This window comes from Haloarcula sebkhae (assembly GCF_014647415.1).
Classification (GTDB): Archaea; Halobacteriota; Halobacteria; order Halobacteriales; family Haloarculaceae; genus Haloarcula; species Haloarcula sebkhae.
This window is the reverse complement of record NZ_BMPD01000003.1, coordinates 170,933-188,197: the sequence shown is the minus strand read 5'-3', so window position 1 is coordinate 188,197 and position 17,265 is coordinate 170,933. Positions and strand designations below refer to the sequence as shown.

At 64.5% G+C, this 17,265-nt stretch carries 20 protein-coding genes; 8 read left to right on the top strand and 12 right to left on the bottom strand.

Annotation, left to right across the window (positions count from 1 at the left end):
- Positions 1-157 precede the first annotated feature (157 nt).
- The 5 genes from IEY38_RS10700 to IEY38_RS10680 all read left to right on the top strand — a co-directional run bounded on the left by IEY38_RS10700 (position 158) and on the right by IEY38_RS10680 (position 3,574).
- Complete coding sequence (locus IEY38_RS10700) at positions 158-718, top strand: plastocyanin/azurin family copper-binding protein (RefSeq protein WP_188977678.1); 561 nt, start codon at positions 158-160, stop codon at positions 716-718.
- Positions 719-812: 94 nt separating this feature from the next.
- Entirely contained in the window at positions 813-2,618 is a 1,806-nt protein-coding gene (gene infB / locus IEY38_RS10695) for a translation initiation factor IF-2 (RefSeq protein ID WP_188977676.1), read from the top strand.
- A 49-nt stretch (positions 2,619-2,667) separates the two neighbouring features.
- Positions 2,668-2,847: a hypothetical protein gene (locus tag IEY38_RS10690; protein ID WP_170097580.1), complete on the top strand. Its 180-nt coding sequence runs from the start codon at positions 2,668-2,670 to the stop codon at positions 2,845-2,847.
- A 60-nt stretch (positions 2,848-2,907) separates the two neighbouring features.
- Positions 2,908-3,102 (top strand): hypothetical protein, encoded by a 195-nt coding sequence (locus tag IEY38_RS10685; RefSeq protein WP_005536162.1) that lies wholly within the window; start codon positions 2,908-2,910, stop codon positions 3,100-3,102.
- A 157-nt stretch (positions 3,103-3,259) separates the two neighbouring features.
- Positions 3,260-3,574 (top strand): nucleoside triphosphate pyrophosphohydrolase, encoded by a 315-nt coding sequence (locus tag IEY38_RS10680; RefSeq protein WP_188977674.1) that lies wholly within the window; start codon positions 3,260-3,262, stop codon positions 3,572-3,574.
- 92 nt (positions 3,575-3,666) lie between these two features.
- Here the strand turns inward: IEY38_RS10680 and IEY38_RS10675 are convergent, their stop codons facing one another.
- From IEY38_RS10675 to truA, 6 genes are all read right to left on the bottom strand, one after another.
- On the bottom strand, positions 3,667-4,020 hold the full coding sequence (locus IEY38_RS10675; RefSeq protein ID WP_004593952.1) for a DUF5811 family protein: 354 nt from the start codon (positions 4,018-4,020) through the stop codon (positions 3,667-3,669).
- Positions 4,021-4,101: 81 nt separating this feature from the next.
- On the bottom strand, positions 4,102-4,572 hold the full coding sequence (locus tag IEY38_RS10670; RefSeq protein WP_188977672.1) for a pyruvoyl-dependent arginine decarboxylase: 471 nt from the start codon (positions 4,570-4,572) through the stop codon (positions 4,102-4,104).
- 42 nt (positions 4,573-4,614) lie between these two features.
- Positions 4,615-5,829, bottom strand: a complete 1,215-nt coding sequence (locus IEY38_RS10665; protein ID WP_188977671.1) for an outer membrane protein assembly factor BamB family protein — start codon at positions 5,827-5,829, stop codon at positions 4,615-4,617.
- A gap of 320 nt (positions 5,830-6,149) precedes the next feature.
- Complete coding sequence (gene pan2 / locus IEY38_RS10660; protein ID WP_050037507.1) at positions 6,150-7,370, bottom strand: proteasome-activating nucleotidase Pan2; 1,221 nt, start codon at positions 7,368-7,370, stop codon at positions 6,150-6,152.
- A 148-nt stretch (positions 7,371-7,518) separates the two neighbouring features.
- Positions 7,519-9,309: an oligoendopeptidase F gene (gene pepF / locus IEY38_RS10655; protein ID WP_188977669.1), complete on the bottom strand. Its 1,791-nt coding sequence runs from the start codon at positions 9,307-9,309 to the stop codon at positions 7,519-7,521.
- 45 nt (positions 9,310-9,354) lie between these two features.
- Positions 9,355-10,194: a tRNA pseudouridine(38-40) synthase TruA gene (gene truA, locus IEY38_RS10650; RefSeq protein ID WP_188977667.1), complete on the bottom strand. Its 840-nt coding sequence runs from the start codon at positions 10,192-10,194 to the stop codon at positions 9,355-9,357.
- A gap of 95 nt (positions 10,195-10,289) precedes the next feature.
- Here truA and IEY38_RS10645 point away from each other — a divergent pair, with 95 nt between their 5' ends.
- Entirely contained in the window at positions 10,290-10,796 is a 507-nt protein-coding gene (locus IEY38_RS10645) for a GNAT family N-acetyltransferase (protein WP_188977665.1), read from the top strand.
- 68 nt (positions 10,797-10,864) lie between these two features.
- Here IEY38_RS10645 and IEY38_RS10640 read toward each other — a convergent pair whose 3' ends face one another.
- Together IEY38_RS10640 and hisS are read right to left on the bottom strand one after the other, a co-directional pair.
- Positions 10,865-11,287, bottom strand: a complete 423-nt coding sequence (locus tag IEY38_RS10640) for an SHOCT domain-containing protein (RefSeq protein WP_188977663.1) — start codon at positions 11,285-11,287, stop codon at positions 10,865-10,867.
- 61 nt (positions 11,288-11,348) lie between these two features.
- Positions 11,349-12,656, bottom strand: coding sequence for a histidine--tRNA ligase (hisS, locus tag IEY38_RS10635; RefSeq protein ID WP_188977661.1), 1,308 nt, complete (start codon positions 12,654-12,656; stop codon positions 11,349-11,351).
- Between the two features lie 256 nt (positions 12,657-12,912).
- On the opposite strand from hisS, the gene IEY38_RS10630 reads away from it, so the two are divergent.
- Positions 12,913-13,578 carry an RAD55 family ATPase gene (locus IEY38_RS10630; protein WP_188977659.1) on the top strand — a complete coding sequence of 222 codons (666 nt, stop codon included), beginning with the start codon at positions 12,913-12,915 and terminating at the stop codon, positions 13,576-13,578.
- Positions 13,579-13,613: 35 nt separating this feature from the next.
- Here the strand turns inward: IEY38_RS10630 and IEY38_RS10625 are convergent, their stop codons facing one another.
- The 4 genes from IEY38_RS10625 to IEY38_RS10610 form a co-directional block, all read right to left on the bottom strand.
- Positions 13,614-14,231, bottom strand: a complete 618-nt coding sequence (locus IEY38_RS10625) for a DUF7411 family protein (protein ID WP_188977657.1) — start codon at positions 14,229-14,231, stop codon at positions 13,614-13,616.
- Entirely contained in the window at positions 14,232-14,576 is a 345-nt protein-coding gene (locus tag IEY38_RS10620) for a DNA-binding protein (RefSeq protein ID WP_170097591.1), read from the bottom strand.
- Between the two features lie 87 nt (positions 14,577-14,663).
- The gene (locus IEY38_RS10615; protein ID WP_188977655.1) at positions 14,664-15,125 is read right to left on the bottom strand and encodes a 30S ribosomal protein S19e; all 462 of its coding nucleotides are present in this window, start codon (positions 15,123-15,125) and stop codon (positions 14,664-14,666) included.
- A 115-nt stretch (positions 15,126-15,240) separates the two neighbouring features.
- Positions 15,241-16,275, bottom strand: coding sequence for a lysylphosphatidylglycerol synthase transmembrane domain-containing protein (locus IEY38_RS10610; protein WP_188977653.1), 1,035 nt, complete (start codon positions 16,273-16,275; stop codon positions 15,241-15,243).
- Positions 16,276-16,371: 96 nt separating this feature from the next.
- Between IEY38_RS10610 and thiL the strand changes: the two genes are divergently transcribed.
- A complete protein-coding gene (thiL, locus tag IEY38_RS10605; protein WP_188977652.1) occupies positions 16,372-17,238 on the top strand; it encodes a thiamine-phosphate kinase in 867 nt (288 codons plus the stop codon).
- Positions 17,239-17,265 lie beyond the last annotated feature (27 nt).

Below are 17,265 nucleotides of genomic sequence, written 5' to 3'. Positions count from 1 at the left end.
CGAGAGGTGAGCGACGATCTCCGGCGATAGCGACGGTCACGGATAGAAGCCATGCGTCAGCGAGTGTCGAGATTGCCGGTGAAGCCGCTCCGTGACCGGGATCGGCACAGTCACAGCAGGCAGCAGCCCTAAGCGACAGGCACCCCAGGCGTACGACATGGACCGGAACAGGCGTCAGTTCCTCGGCGCGCTCACGGCCGTCGTCACCGGGACTATCGCGGGCTGTAGTGGTGGCGACAGCGGTGAACCGTCCCCGACGGAGACAGCCACCGCTACGCAAGCACCGACCCGGACTGCGACGGGAACGCCAACTGATTCGGTGACGACGCCAGCGGAGACCGCCACCCGAACTGAAACACCGACTGAGACGGCAACACCGACTGCCACGGCCACTGAGACACCGACACCCACCGAAACACCGGTCGACGCCGATCAAGAAGTCGCCGTCGCGCCGGGCGATTTCGTCTTCGAGCCCGAATCCTTCGAGGTCCCTGTCGGAAGCACCGTCCTGTGGGTATGGGAGGCCGGCGGCCACAACGTCAAGCCGACTGCGACGCCGTCCGGTAGCGACTGGTCCGGGACGCCCGGAGATGACGGGAAGACGTACAGTTCGGGCTACGAGTACGCCTACACGTTCGAGGTTCCCGGGGAGTACGAGTACCACTGTGTCCCCCACCAGAGCCTCGGCATGACGGGGTTGTTCACTGTAACTGAGTGACGCCCGCTTAGCCCCACGTTCGGTCGCGCGCGTTTGATGACGACGAACTTAACTGCCACCGACGACTCGGTTCTGACAACTTCTGGAGCCATCTATGTCTGACACGGACCCCACCACAGCCACCGACGACACCCTGCGGACGCCCATCGTCGCCGTTCTGGGCCACGTCGACCACGGGAAGACGAGCCTGCTCGACAAGATCCGCGGGTCAGCCGTCACCGCCGGCGAATCGGGCGCGATTACACAGCACATCGGCGCAACGGCCGTTCCGCTGGACGTGATTTCGGAGATCGCGGGCGATCTGGTCGACCCGACGGACTTCGACCTGCCTGGGCTGCTGTTCATCGACACGCCGGGCCACCATTCCTTCTCGACGCTCCGCTCCCGTGGGGGCGCGCTCGCCGATATCGCCATCCTCGTCGTCGACGTCAACGACGGCTTCCAGCCCCAGACGTTGGAGGCCATCGATATTCTCAAGCGAACGCAGACGCCGTTCATCGTCGCCGCAAACAAGATTGACACTGTCCCGGGCTGGAACCCCAACGAAGGGCAGCCGGTCCAGCAGACGATGGACGCCCAGTCCGACCGCGTCCAGTCCGACCTCAACGAGAAGCTGTACGAGATTATCGGCGAACTCTCGGACAACGGCTTCTCCGCGGATATGTACTGGCGCGTCCAGAACTTCCAGGCCAACATCGGTGTCGTTCCGGTCTCGGCCGAGACGAGCGAGGGCATCCCCGACCTGCTGACGGTGATGATGGGGCTATCTCAGCGGTACATGAAAGAGGAGATGGAGATCGACACCAGCGGTCCTGGCGTCGGGACCGTCCTCGAAGTGAAAGACACCCAGGGGTTCGGGACGACGCTCGACGCCATCATCTACGACGGGACGATCCGCAACGACGATACCATCGTCGTCGGCGGGCTTCAGGGCCCAATCGTTACCGACGTGCGCGCCCTGCTCCGCCCGCGCCCACTTGAAGAGATCCGGACCGAACAGGAGTTCGAACAGGTCGAGCAGGTCGCGGCCGCCGACGGTGTCAAAATCGCCGCGCCGGAGCTCGGCGATGCGATGGCCGGCGCGCCGATCCGCGTCATTCGCAACCGCGACCGCAAAGAGGTCATCGCCGAGGTGGAGGAGGAACTCGCCGAGATCGAGGTGACGACCCAGGAAGAAGGGGTCGTCATCAAGGCCGACACGCTCGGGTCGCTCGAAGCTCTTTCCAGTACGCTCGAAGAGGAAGAGATCCCGGTGATGCGGGCCGAAGTGGGCGCGGTCGCCCCACGGGACGTACGAGTCGCCGAAACCGCCGGCGAGCCGACCAATCAGGCGATTCTGGCCTTCAGCGTCGAGGTCCTCGACGACGCGCGGGACCTCGCCGAACAGGAGGACGTGGAACTGTTCGAGGACGACGTCATCTACCAGCTCGTCGAGTCCTACGACGACCACGTTACCGCCATCGAGGAGGCCCAGCAGGAGCAGATTCTGGAGAACATCACGCGTCCCGCGAAGTTCCGGATTCTGCAGGACCACACCTTCCGCCAGTCTGACCCCGCCGTCGTCGGCGTCGAAATCCTCTCCGGTGAACTCCGCCGGAACGTCAACGTCATCAGGTGGGACGGCGGCGAAGCGAACCGCGTCGGGACCCTCAAAACGATTCAGGACGAGGGCGAGGACGTCGACTCGGCCCGCGCCGGCGAGCGCATGGCCGTCTCGATTCAGGGGCCGACCGTCGGCCGCCAGATCGAGGAAGGCGACGACCTCTGGGTCGAAATCCCGGAGAAGCACGCGAAAATTCTCGAACAGGAACTGAAGGAGGACATCTCCGTCGACGAGCGCGAGGCGCTGTCGATGTATCTGGAAAAACACCGGAACCGCGACCCCTTCTGGGGGAAGTAACGGTTATTTTCCCGACAGGATTTTGTACTGACCCAGTGTAGCGGAGCGTATGGTCTCCCGCGAGAACAAAATCGTCGGCGGTTTCATCATCGTAGCCCTCGTCCTCGGGTACGCGAGCACGATGTTGACGGATGTCCCGTCGACTGTCACACTCGCTATACTCCTAGGCGTCGGGGTCATCGCACCGATGCTTGTGACTAACTACCTTGATAGAACGGGGGCCGCCTGACGAGTGCTGAGCACCGAGTAATAATATTTAATTAGGAGGCGTGTCTCTGTACAGACACGAATGACCGGGTCTCCGTCGATGCCCGACCTCGTGCTTGCCAGCATCGCCCTCTCGATGCTACTGGCGTCGCTCGGCGCAGTCGTCACCTCGATCAGTTTCGTGACTGCACTGAGTGCCGGCAGTCTCCCGGCGACCGGCTCCATCGGCTACGCGCTGTTTTACGACCCGCCGGTCCCGGACGGGCAACGCTCCTGACGGCTGAGTGTCCCTATCTACCCACCGCTTCGGCTTGAGCATGTGATAGAATTATTAACAAACGAGTTATCCCCCGTAGCGCCGGTCATATTTCTAACAACATTTCCCGGGAATTGTTCATCACCACCTCTAAGAGATAGTGTCAGAATTAGATGATATGGCGAGAAAATTTGATAAATTGGTTCGAAACAAGATTCCAAAAGTGATTGAACACAACGGGGAAACGCCAACAGTCTCACTTGCAGGCGAAGACGAGTACTCCGAACGACTGGTCGATAAGTTAGAAGAAGAGGTGGCAGAGTATCGAGAAAGCCATGATATTGAGGAACTGGTAGATATTCTTGAAGTAATCCATGCGATTCGAAAAGACAGGGGTCTAACCCGTGAGGAATTACAGGACGAGCGAGCACTGAAAGCCGAACAAAGAGGGCGCTTTGATGAGGGTATTGTTCTCAAACGAGTCGACGAGTAGAGGTTCTATATTACGTTCTCTCTGTGGGCTGAAATACGAGTGTTCTGAAGGCTCTATTTGTCCATCTGCAACGACAAAAATAGCGGCGGCTGTTACTGTGCTGTCGGCGATGTGTCGTCGCCCATTACTTGCTTGACCTGCAGCGCGGCAGAGGCAGCGATACCCTGCGCGAGGTCGTCGCGCTCAGCGTCGGAGATGCTCGCGCTCTCCGGGTCCTCGGGCGTGTAGTCGGCGCTGACAACCGACCCAACCGGGGGCTGGACTGCGATCGTGGCCCGTGGGCCTGTCGTGCTGTTGCTGATTTCCGAGCCGACGACGAACTCGCCGGGCAGGAGTTCGCGGGTCCGGGCGGCGACGCTCGAGAGGTCCCGGCGAAGGTTCTCGCGCTGTTCCGCGGTCAGCGTCACTTCCTCAGTCTCCCCACCAAACGACGTATTACCGTACATGAACGTTCTCTGTTTCTATGGGGGGGAGCACTAAAAACCCAGTGTCGAGCACAGTTCTGACCGGCACCGTCGGCACACGCACTACACGACGGGGTGGCTCTCGCCGTAGGTGGCGAGAACGACGGCGCTCGCGTACTCGTCCTCGTCGGACGCCGACTCGACGTAGACGTTCTCCTCGACGAACTCCCAGTCTCGGAGGTCCCGACCGGAGGCCAGCCCTTCACGGATTTCCATCCGAACCGCGTCCTCGCTGGTGCCGTCGACCTCGTAGAAGATACCCGGCCCCTCCTCGCTGCGGGCCCAGCCGATGCCCGCTGCGCCGCGCTCGCCCGGAGCGGCGGTTGCCGAGGACTGGACGACCTCTAGCGCTTCGCCGGGCGGTCCCAGGTCCGGTGCCGTCTCCACCACCTCGATAGTCGGCTCGGCGGGAATGACCGACGAGAGCGAGATGAGGTTGTAGTTGTGGACGCCCGCCTCGGCGAGTGCCGCATCGTACGCGGCTAGCGCGGTCGGGCCGGTCGCAGTCCCCCACACGACCCGGATGGTACTCATATCCGACTGTCGACGGTCCGCGATGTAAGGGGTTTCGCTTCGCTACGTCGAGGTGAGCCCATAGCACATCCCTGGGCGGTCCGGGTCGCCATCGGCGGCGCGCTCCGTGTAGTAGATGCCGTCAGCGGTCACCAGCGGTGCACTCGTCACGTGGCCACGGTTCTCGGTGGTCCAGGCCACCGCACCCGAATCCCGCTCCAGCGCGTACAGCCGCCCGTCGTAGGACCCGACGAGCACGTGATCCGGGGTGGCGACGACGCTCCCGATGATCCACCCGCCAGTGTCGTACCGCCACTGCTCCTCACCGCTGGCGAGGTCGAGTGCGTACACCCGGTCGTCGTGGCTACCGACGTAGACGGTGCCGTCGTGGACCGCCGGCGCACACATCACGTCGGCGTCGGCCTCGAAGGTCCACAGGTCCGAGCCGTCGGTCACGTCGACGGCGGTGACCGTCTCGGCCCACGACGGCACGATGGCTGTCCCGTCGGCGACGGCAATGGGGGCTTTCACGTCGCCGCCGGTGTCGTACCGCCAGCGTCGCTCTAAGCCCGGAAACGACCACGCGTAGCAGTAGCCATCGTTGGAGCCAAACAACAATCGGCCGTGCTCGCGGTCCAGTGCCACCGTCGAGTGGGGGTGGTCGGTCGGCCGGCTGTCGCGCCACTGCACGTCGCCGGTCGCGGCGCTGACAGCGACGACGCTGCCGCTCGGAGCCGCGTGCTCGACAGCGACGTACAGCGACCCGTTGTAGTAGGTCGGACTCGCACCGATCGCATCACCCAGTTCCGTCCGCCAGCGTCGCCGCCCGGTTTCGAGATCCAGTGCCGACAGCGCGCCGTCGTAGGCCCCGATGTAGACGGTGTCGTTGGCGATGGCCGGCGTGCCGTGGCTCCCGCGCGTCGCCTGTGTAATCATCGTCGACCACTGGACCTCGCCGTCCGGCGCGATGGCCCGCACGCGGCCGGTATCGTCGGCCAGAATCAGGTCGCCTGTCGGTGCCAGCGCAGGACTGCCTTTCGCAGCGGTGTGGTCCCCGCGATTGGTCGGCAGTTCCCAGGCCCGCGAAACGGCGTCCGGAACCGACGTGTCCTGATACCCCTGATTCAGGAGCCCCTGCCGGAACTGCGTGGCGGCGTGTTCGTCGAGCGCCGTCGATGCAAGCGGATTGAACTGTGACTGACACCCCGCGACCGACCCGACTGTCGTCGCTGCGAGCGTCCCCAGAAACACCCGCCGCGTCCGTCCGCGCTCTGTCACGAGCGCCGATACCGGGCGCGGTGGCTTAAATCAGGCGGGAGTAAGGGCTATCGCGGTGAGACCAACAGCGGTGCAAACAGGTCCAGCGAGGCGCCGAAACTGCTACAGAACAAGAGCGATAGCATCGTCCAGTCAGCATACCGCGGCCAACGGCCGCGGTTTCTCCGGCCGCGAGCAGAGCGAGCGGCCGGCCTTTTTCGCCCACGTTTTTCGAGTCGAGCGGAACCTCCGGTTCCGCTGACCATGCGAACGGGCGCTTTGCGCCCGTGAGCAGAGAGCGAGTCGCGCGCTCAGCGCGACCCCGACGCTGAAAAAGGTGGTTAGGCGAACGCGACCGGGACGCTGCTGGCGTCGTCGTCGGCTTCGATCTTCTCTAAGGCGTCGTGGAGGTCTGACTGCTGGACCGTCGTCCGGCCGTCGCGGATAGCGAACATCCCAGCCTCAGTCGCCAGCGAGGCCAGTTCCGCGCCAGAGAGGCCGTCGGTCTCGGTGGCAAACGCGCCCAGATCCACGTCGTCATCAAGGTTCATCTCCTGCGTGTGGATTTCGAGGATGCGCTCGCGGCCTTCGACATCTGGGTTCGGGACTTCGATAAGGCGGTCGAAGCGGCCGGGGCGGAGGATGGCGCGGTCGAGCATGTCGAAGCGGTTCGTCGCGGCGATGATGCGGATCTCGCCGCGCTCGTCGAAGCCGTCCATCTCCGAGAGCAGTTGCATCATCGTCCGCTGGACCTCGGCGTCACCGGAGGTCTTCGACTCCGTTCGCTTGGCCGCGATGGCGTCGATCTCGTCGATGAAGATGATAGCCGGTTCGCGCTCGGCAGCGAGTTCGAACAGGTCCCGTACCAGTCGCGCCCCCTCGCCGATGAACTTCCGGACTAGTTCGGAGCCGGCCATCTTGATGAACGTCGCGTCGGTCTCGTTGGCGACGGCCTTCGCCAGCATCGTCTTCCCGGTGCCGGGCGGGCCGTGCAGCAAGACGCCACTCGGTGGTTCGATACCGACCTCGCGGAACTGCTCGGCGTTGACCAGCGGCTCCTCGACGGCTTCCCGAACCTCGCGGATCTGTTCTTCGAGGCCGCCGATGTCCGAGTAGGAAACGTCCGGCGAGCCGTCGACCTGCATCGCCTGCGCGCGGGCGTCGGTTTCGGGATCGAGGATCTGCTTGACGCCGAAGGAGTCGTTGATGGCGACGCGGTCGCCAGCCTCCAGCCCGTCACGGATGGACGGCGAGACTTCCGTCAACACTTCCTGATTGTTGCCATGCTGTTTGACGACGACGCCGTCGTCGGTCAGCTCCTCGGCCGTCGCGATGTACAGCGAGGAGGTCTTGAGCGTCTCGTTTTCCCGTTCGAGCTGGTCGACCTCGTCCGTGAGGTCGTGTTGCCGGTCACGGGCAGCGTCGAGCTGCTCAGTCAGCTGTTCGTTGACCTGTACTATCTCTTTGAAATGTTCCCGGAGTGCCTCCAGACGCTCGTCAGGCGTCATATCGGGATCAAGTTCCAACCGTGGTCGTTCCGGAAGCGAGGGACTGCGCGACATTTGGATGGTCGGTACTATACGGTTGAGACACAAAGTGCCTTCGGGTCACAGGGGGTGAAACAGTTATCCGTGTCGAGACAGGGCTATAGCGTTCGGTTAGGCCGGTGGCTCGAACAGCCGGCCAGACACCGAATAGCTACTGGCCACCCTACAACAGCTCGGCAAACTCGTCGAGGTAGTCGCCGTACGTCGAGAGCGCGGACTCAACGGGGTCCGGACTGGCCATGTCGACGCCGGCGTCACGAAGCAGTTCCAGCGGGTACTGCCGCGACCCACTCCGGAGGAAGTCGATATACCGCTGGGCGGCGGGCTCGCCTTCGTCGAGGATACCGTCGACGAGCGCGACGGCCGCCGAGATGCCGGTCGCGTACTGGTAGACGTAGAACGCACGGTAGAAGTGCGGGATACGCATCCACTCGCGGGCGATGCGGTCGTCGAGCACCGCCGGCTCGTAGTAGTCGCCTTTCAGCTCGCGGTAGAGGTCGTCCAGTCGGTCGGGAGTCAGCGGCTCGCCGGCCTCGGACATCTCGTGGGTGCGGTGCTCGAACTCGGCGAACATCGTCTGCCGATAGAGGGTGGAGCGGAACCGTTCGAGGTACTCGTTGAGGATATGTCGGCGCAGGCGCTCGTCCTCGACGGTGTCCAGCAGGTGGTGAGTCAGCAGCGTCTCGTTGACCGTCGACGCGACCTCGGCGACGAATATCTCGTAGCCGGAGTAGACGAAGGGCTGCTCCTCGCTGGTGTACTCGGAGTGCATCGAGTGGCCGAGTTCGTGGGCCAGCGTGTACATCGACTCCACGTCGTCCTGATAGTTCATCAGGATGAACGGCTGGGAGTCGTAGGTGCCGCCGGAGTACGCGCCAGACTGCTTGTGCTCGGTCTCGTAGACATCGACCCACCGCGAGTCCAGCCCCTCGGCGAGCCGCGACTGGTAGTCATCGCCCAGCGGCGCGACAGCCTCGGTGACATACTCGCAGGCCTGTTCGTACTCGATTTCGGGCGATTCCTCCTGCACGAGTGGGGTGTAAAGATCCCACATCCGAAGCTCGTCCGCACCGATTGACTGACGTTTGAGGTCGGCGTGGCGGTGGAGCGTATCGAGGCTGTCGTGGACGGTGTCGACCAGCGTGTCGTACACCTCGACGGGAACGTTCGGGCCGTCCAGTGCTGCCTCGCGGGCGGTGTCGTAGTTGCGGGCGTTGGCCATCTTCACGTCCGTCTTGACGGCGTTCTTGTAGGCCGTGCCGACGGCGTTGCGGACAGTCTCCCACTCGTCGTAGAACGCCTCGTAGACGCGCTGGCGGAAGTCGCGGTCGGGGTGTTTCTGCAGCGTCGTGAAGTTGTTGAGCGTGATCGGCTGTTGCTCCCCGTCGGGGTCCTCGACGGTCGGGAACTCCATGTCGGCGTTGGCCAGCATGTTGTACACCTCGCCGGGCGCGCCGGTGACCTCGCCGAGTTCGGCGAGCAGGTTCTCGACTTCGGCCGAGCGGGTGTGGTCTTTCATCCGGAGCACGTCGTCGAAGTAGTGCTCGTACGGTTCCAGCGCCGGTTCCTCGTCAATCATCGCCTCGATATCGTCGTACTCCAGCTCCTGCAGTTCCGGGTCGAGGAACGAGGCAGCCGAACTGGCCTCAGAGGAGAGTGACTGCGAGCGGGCGGTCAGTGCCTGATAGGTGTCGTCCGTCGTGTCCTCGTCCCGGCGCATCCGAGCGTAGGCCGCGACGTTCGACACCGTCCGCATCAGTTCCTCGTACGTCTCCAGGGTCGCAAGCAGGGTGGCGGCGTCCTCTGTGGCCCGTCCCTCGTAGGCGGACAGGTCCTCGATTAGCGCCTCCGCCTCCTCGTAGGCGGCTTCCCAGTCCTCGTCGCTGGCGTAGAGGGAGTCGAGGTCCCACTTGTACGCCTCGTCGATGTCGCTCCGTGCGGGTACCGAACTCATAGCCGGCTCTTGGGACGGGGCCGAAGTAAGCCTTCGTTTCGGGAACTACAGCCCGTCGGTGATGTTGCCGGCAACCCGTGCAGTCGCGCAGGCGTTCGCGCGCCGGTGCGCAAAGACCGTTCGGGCGTCAGCCACGGCGTCCTCGTCTCGGGTGAAGCGCACGTCCGGGTAGCAGACATCGGTCAGCACCAGCGGTTCGGGCGAGGCCGACGGAACCCCGTCAGGGCCGCTAACAGGCTCGGGCGAGAAGATGCGGTCGACCTTCGACAGCGGTGCCGAGCCGTCCGCGACAGCCGCCGCGAGTGAGACGAGTCGACGGACCAACTGACGGCAGAATCCACCGGCCGTGAACTGGACGACGAGGAACTGGCCGTCCCGTGCCCAGTCGATGTCGACGGTTCGCTGAGTGCCGGTGTCGTCGGACGTGAGGTTGTGGAAGTCGTGGCTCCCGGCGAGTGCGTCGACGGCCTTGGCCCACCGCTCGTCGTCGACTGTTCTGTCGTCGGAGTGGTCGACGCGGACGTCGTCTCCGGGCGGCGCGTACAGGTAGTAGGTGTACGTGCGCTCGGTGGCGTCGTGGGTCGCGTGGAAGTCCTCGGGGACATCAGCGCTTGCCCACACCCGAATGTCGTCCGGGAGTTCGCCGTTGAACGCCACCGGTGAGAGCCACGCGGGCGCGTCGAAGGCGATGGTCTGTGCTCGCGCGGAGACGCCAGCGTCAGTCCGGCCTGCAGCCGCGTACCGTCCGGGCAGCCCCCCACCGCGCTCACAGACACCGAGGCGAACGAGCGCCGAGCGCAGTCGCCCCTCGACGGTGTCGACGTCGGGCTGGCGCTGGAACCCGTGATACGGTCGACCGTCGTAGGCCACGCGATAGGCGCGCATACAGATTTGTCGACTGCGAGCCACTTGTCTCACCCGAATCTCAGTCGCTGGGAAGGATAGACGAACTTAGGCGTCCTGAGGACAAAGACAGGAGCATGTCCAACGCCGCCGCGGCGGATCACGACTTCCCTCGCCCGCCCGAAACGTTCACCGACCACGACGGGCGGACGGTGACAATCAAGGCCTATGACGGCGACATCGACCCACTGGTGGAGATGTATGCTGATTTCGGGACTGAGTCCCGGTCACAGGGCGTCCCACCCCGGACTGAAGCGGACATCCGCGACTGGCTGCCGAACCTTGTCGAAGACGGCCTGAACGTCGTTGTCTGGCACGAGGATCGGGCCGTCGGCCACGCCGTCCTCGTCCCGTATCAGGACACCTCGGAATTGGCGATTTTTGTCCATCCGGACTACCAGCACGCCGGTATCGGCTCACAGCTCATCCGCGTGCTCCTCGGATACGGGCAGGAAAACGGGCTCGACCGCGTCTGGCTCTCCGTCTCGAACACGAACCACGTCGCCCGAGCGCTGTACGAGTCGGTCGGCTTCGAGACGATCGCCAAAGAGCGCGTGGAGATGGAAATGGAACGGGCGCTCTGACCGGACTGACTCCCGAACGGCCTCAGGCAGGGATCGTGGTCACACGAAAGTAGTGGCCGGACTCCATCTTATTCCGTTTCGAGGCTGACTTCTCTGTTGGTTTCACGGACCTCGTTTTCCGTTCCGCTGTTCGCCGAGAGTGATTCGGTTTCCAGCAATCGGTCCAGTCGCCGCTCAAACTCACTGTCCGTCAGTTCACCGCGGGCGTATCGCTCCCGGAGCTGGTCGACCGGGTCTACCGTCGGTTCCGCTGCGGTGGTCGCATCGGTTCCGTCCATCTCCGACTCGTCTTCCGGGGGCTCGATCATCGGCAGTTCCGATCCCAACAGGGCGACGAGGGGTGCCAGGATGAACCAGCCGAGGATGATCGACAGCGGTGTGAGCACGTTTCCGAGGCCGGCCGCCCCTCCGAGCATGGCGACGCCCGTCGAAACGATCACGATAGTCGCGACGAGCTTCCACCTCGGGAGGGCGATGGAGGGGAGCTGCATGTCGACTACTCAACACGGCAGTCGCAAAAAATTACTGTCATAACCCGACTGCCGGGTCGCGCTACTCCGCGAAGTCCTCGAACGTCGGCCGGTCGTGGTCGCCGGGGAACTCGGAGAGCGGGACGCTGATCTGCTCGCCGTCGTCCATCTCCTTGAGCGTTACCTCGTCGTTTTCGAGATCCTGCTCGCCAACGATGACGACCGTTTCGGCGTTGATACCGTCAGCGTAGCCCATCTGCGCGCCAAAGGACCGGTCGGCAACGTCGCTCTCGACGACGTGGCCCCGCTCACGCAGGTCACGGGCGATGCGAGCCGCGGTCGGGCGCGTGTCGCCGACCTGCAGGACGTAGTAGTCTGTCGACAGCTCCTCGGCGGGCCAGACGCCGGCGCGCTGGCAGAGCAACTGAAGCGTGGCGTGGCCGGGCGCGAACCCGACGGCCGGCGTCGGCTGGCCCCCGAAGCCCTCGATGAGGTCGTCGTAGCGACCGCCGCCGAACACCGAGCGGGACACCTCGCCCGTCGAGTCGAAGCACTCGAAGACAACGCCGGTGTAGTAGTCCAGCCCGCGTGCGGTCGTCAGTGAGACGGTGAGGTGGTCGCGGACGCCGAAGTCCTCGGCCGCATCGAGCACTGCCTGAAGATTGTCGGTCGCCGCGCGGACATCCTCGGAGCCGGTGAGGTCCGCAAGCGTTTCGATTTCTTGAGCGTCGATCTGCAGCATCTCGTCGAACTTGTCGGCCTGACCGTAGTTGAGCCCCGCCTCGACGAGCGCGTCGAGGTAGTCGTCGTGGTCGACCTTCGCCCGCTTGTCGACCGCACGAATAGCCTCGGGCACGTCCACGTCGGCCCCGAACGACTCCAGCACGCCCGAGAGAATGTCCCGGTGCGAGACGCGGATTTCAAAGTCCTCGGCGGTGAGCCCGAGGTCGGTGAGCATATCCACGGCGACAGCCAGAATCTCGGCGTCGGCCGTCGGCTCTGCCGAGCCGAAGATGTCGACGTTGGTCTGGTAGAACTCACGGAACCGTCCCTGCTGGGGCTCCTCGTAGCGCCAGAACGGTCGCGTCGAAACCCACTTAATCGGCTTTGAGAGTTCCTGTTGCTTGGCGACGAACATCCGCGCGACGGTCGGCGTCAGTTCCGGCGTAAGTGCGACCTCTCGCCCACCCTTGTCCTCGAAGCTGTACAGTTCCTCGACAATCTCCTCGCCGCTCTTGTCGACGTACATCTCGGTCGGTTCTACCGCCGGCGTGCCGATCTCCCGGAAGCCGTAGCGCTGTGCGACGTCTTCCAGCGTGTCCATGGCCCACCGCCGAGCCTGCATCTCCTCGGGATAGAAATCGCGAAAGCCCTTGACGGAGTCGTACATACCCGCGTCTACAGCGAGCGCTCGCTTGAACCTGTTTGTTCACGCTGGCCACGACCAACAGACCGACGGCTGACACCTACCGGTAGAGAGTCGCTAAGAGGGGGCGGCCGCTGCTCTTGCCAGCGTTCTACCCATAACTGTCGGGCGTGACTAACACCTGCCCGTAGGGAGCGGGCTAGAGACCCACTGTGTAGAAGACGATCCGTGGTAGACGGTGGACAACAAAGCCATGCGGTACTGAGTCCCGTTATATGGGATGGGCAGTGAACCGGTGGACGCCACGCGGGGTGAGACAGTGACGCAACGATTCGAGACGGGAGTTCGGGCACTGGACCGGAAGCTCGATGGCGGCATTCCAGCTGGCAGCCTCGTCACATTGCTCGCTGAGCCGGCGAGCCAGGCAGAGCTGTTTCTCTCCGAGTTCGTCGCCCGGCAGGAGACGGTGTATCTCTCCGGCGAACAGGCACCCACGACGGTCACGTCAGCGCTGCGATCACAGCGAGGTACCTACGACGACCTCGCGGTCAGCCAACTGGACCGGGAAGCCCCAGTCAGCGATGCGCTCGCCCACGCTGAGGAGGTCACCGAGGAATCGCTCCTCGTCGTCGACCCGGTCGAACCGCTCGAACGCGCCGACACGGGGGAATTTCGGGCCTTCCTCGAAACGCTGCACTCCAGGCTCACACAGACCGACAGCGTTGCGGTCCTGTACGCGCTCAAACACAGCGCCACGCCGTCACAGCGCCACCGGACGGAGTACACGAGCGACGTCGTACTCGACCTCGAAACAAAGCGAAACGACGACGCTATCGAAAACAGGCTCTTCGTCCCGAAGTTCCGCGGGGGCCGCGCGCTCACCGAACCGATATGCCTCGACCTCACCGACCGCATCAGGGTGGACACCACCCGGGATATCGCCTGAGATGGCGAACTACGTAGAGCAGACACCCGACACGGCTACCGCAGGCCCTGCACACGAGATTGCGTGTGCTCGGGGAAGACATCGGCTACAGCACCCTCACCATAGCGCTCCCGCAAGAGCGTGCGGAGTTCGACTTCGTAGTCGGCCTTCGGAATCTCGGCGCTGGGGCCGCTCTCGACGACGAGTTTGTCGGCGGCCATCGCGTCGATAGCGCCGCGGCCGATGCCCGAAAGTGGCGCGAGGTAGTCCACGCCGAAGCGGTCCTCGACGCTCTGGGCGAGCGGGCGCTCGATGGTCGGCACCCGGTCGTCGCGGCGGGTGCCGTCAGCCACGGCGTCGAGTGTATCGAGACCGCCTGCATCGGGAAGCCAGTCACCGCGTGCGACGGTTTCGACGGCGTGTTCGTGGACCTGCTGGATGCCGTTTCGCGGGTAGCCGTCGTCGTACATTTGCTCGACGGCGGCGTGGGCCACGTCCGGGTCCAGACCGACCGTCGTGTGGTCGAAGCCGACAGCCGTTGCGCTCTCCTGTGCAGGCTCAGTGTCACGCACGCCGAAAGAGCCGCTGACGAGCGTCACGTCGTAGAAGGGGTCGAGCAAGAGCGCTGCCAGCGTCGAGTCCTTTCCGCCGCTGTACAACAGGGCACAGTCCATCTACCGGCGCTTGATGTCGAAGCTCTTGGAGTCGGGGGTCAGCTCCGAGAGGAGTTCCTTCATCTGATCCTCGTCGATCTGGCCCTGCACGCGGCCGCTCTGGGCCAGTGCGACGACCTGCTGTTCGATTTGCTCGCCGACCTGCGGTTTCGACATCTTCACCGTGTTGAGCCGCTTGCGTGCGCCGTCGGTGAGGTTCTGCTTGAGGACGGCCTGCTTCTGGGCGTCGGCCTGCTGCTTGGCCGCCTCCTGCGCCTCGCCCTCGTCGCCCTGCTGTTCCTTGAGCTGCTCCATCTTCTTTTTCCGGAGTTCTTCGAGTTCCTCATCGCTGGGGTCGCCACTCATAGTTGTGTGAAAATACTGGAGTCGGTCGGAAAACGATTTCGGAGCAGGGGCTACGGGGTAGGTGAAAAACAGCGAGAAAGGCGTTAGTTACGCGTAGCGTTCGAGTTCCGGACGGTCGAGTTCCGTCAGGAGGTCGCCTGCGGTGTCGTCGAGGAGGCTACGGCCCTCACCGGTGACACGGCGGCCGTCGTTCTCGCTGGTCTCGACGTAGCCGGCGTCTTCGAGCTGCTGGAGCGCCGTCCGAATGATGTTGCCCGAGCCCTTGGTCTTGTGGTGGGGGCGGACTCGGTAGCGGGTCGTCCCCTGCTTCGAGGTGCCGTACTCGGAGCGGAGGGCGTTGACGCCGACGGGGCCGTCGACAGCGACCTTCCGGAGGAGGCTGGCGGCGCGTCGCGTCCAGAAGTCCTCCTGCTCAGGTGGGAGTTCGCGGTCGACGCCGGTCTTGGTGAACTCGGCCCAGTCCGGCGCTTCGATGTCGTCTTCGTCTGCGAGCGTCTCCGTGAGTGCCTCGATGAGTTCCTCGGGGGGAACGTCGTAGAGTGTAGCCATTGCAGATTTCTTCCCGTCGCCGTCATTTAAACGCGTCGTTCGCAGTCGGCGGGCGTGAACCGTTCACTCGCCCATAGGGCAGCGATGCCCTCACTCCCATCCTGAATCGTGGCGGTCACTCTTCAGGCGACGTGGCCCGGTCGACACTGAGCGCGGCGGCGACGCCGCCACCGACAATCGTCGGCAACAGGTAGCTTCCGACACGGTGGATCAGTACCGCAGAGGTAGCGAGCGCGGCCGAAATCGGGGCCGTCGAGACGAGCAGCGTCACGAGTACCGTCTCGATAGCCCCGGACCCGCCGGGAAGCGGTACGACGCTGGCGATGCTCCCGACGGGGACGACAAGCAGGACAACTTCGACCGGAACTGGTGCCCCGACGGCATACAGCGACGTCCACAGCGACGCCGACAGGCAGATCCAGCCAAACGCCGAGAGCCCAAAGGTTTGGAGGACCGTCCGCCGATCGGTCGCGATTCGCTCGATGGCGGAGAAGAACCCCTCAATTCGCGCCTCGATGTTAGCCGCAGAGGGCGGTGACCATCGGGGCACGACGTTCGACAGCGCGGCCAGAGCCGGTGCGACACCGCGAATGACCGCCGCCTGCACGCGGTCCCGGTGTCGCCAGCCCACGACAGCAACAGTGGGGATACCGACTGCAAGCACCGCGACAGCGCCGGCAGCAAACGCCAGATTCCGTGTTAGCTGGACCGCACCGGCGGCGACAAACGTGAAGCCGATGATGGCGTACCCGACCGACGGGAGGAAGTGGACTGTGTCGACGGTGGCGATAGCCGCCAGTCCGGTCTCATACTCGGTGTCGGCGGCCGTCGAGATGAGCAGTGCGCTCACTGGCTCGCCGCCGGCCTGGCCGAAGGGCGTGACGTTGTTCGAGAACACGGCGGCGACGAACACGAGCACGGCAGTGTGTGGCGCCACCGGTGCGCCGAGCGCTTGCAGGACCGTCCACAGCGCCAGCCCCCACGAGACGAGCCAGAGCATGGCGATGCCCGCAACAGCGAGAAGCGCCCACGGATCTGCCGTCGCGAGCGCGTCCACGGTCTCGCTGATGCCGACAAGCCACACCAGCCCTGCGAGGACGGCGAGCGCCGCCGCGAACCCAACGACAGTCGCCATCCGGTTCCCATCCATGTGGGTGGAATTGGCAGTCTCCGGTTTCAACCCACCGACCCTGTCCCGCCGGCGGATATCCCCGGAGGTTTTGCCCCGGGAACCCGACGACGGGGTATGGACGAGCGGGCCGCACTCGCCGAGATGGCCGACCGGCTTCCCGACGCAGGCGACGACTGCGCCGTCGTGGATGGGCAAGTTATCACGACCGACATGCTCCACGAGCGGACGGACTTCCCGGCGGGGACGACCCGCTACACAGCCGGCTGGCGTGCTGTCGCGGCCTCGCTGTCGGACGTTGCGGCGATGGGAGCCGAGGCAACGGCGGCGGTGGCCGCGTACGGCGCGCCGTCGTTCGAGGCGGACGAACTCGCGGCGTTCGTCGACGGCGCACAGGACGTGTGTCACGCGGTCGGCGCGGAGTACGTCGGCGGCGACCTGGATAGCCACGATGAGTTCACTGTCGCGACGACGGCCATCGGCTCCACAGCCAACCCGGTCCGGCGCTCGGGCGCTTCGCCCGGCGACGCGGTCTGTGTCACCGGAACGCTCGGCCGGTCGGCCGCCGCCCTCGAACTGTTCGACCGGGGGGACGCCGACCAGGCGAACGAACTATTCCAGTTCGAACCCCGCGTACGTGCGGGCGTTGCGCTCCGACCGCACGCGACGGCGATGATGGATTCGAGCGACGGGCTGGCCCGCTCGCTCCACCAGTTATCCGAGGCCAGCGGCTGTGGCTTCGCTATCGAGGAGCCACTGCCGATAGACGCGCAAGTCGACGCGCTTGCGGAGACTGAACAGGAGCGCAGGGAGCTGGGTGTGTTCTTCGGCGAGGACTTCGAGCTGGTCTGTACGCTGCCCGAGTCCGACGTGCCCGAAGCCAGAGAGGCAGTACCGTGCCCGCTCCACCAGATCGGCACGGCCACCGAACGCGGCGTGACACTCGATGGCGAGACGCTGCCAGACCGAGGGTACTCACACTGAGGGCGGTCCAGTCGCGACACGGGCTAC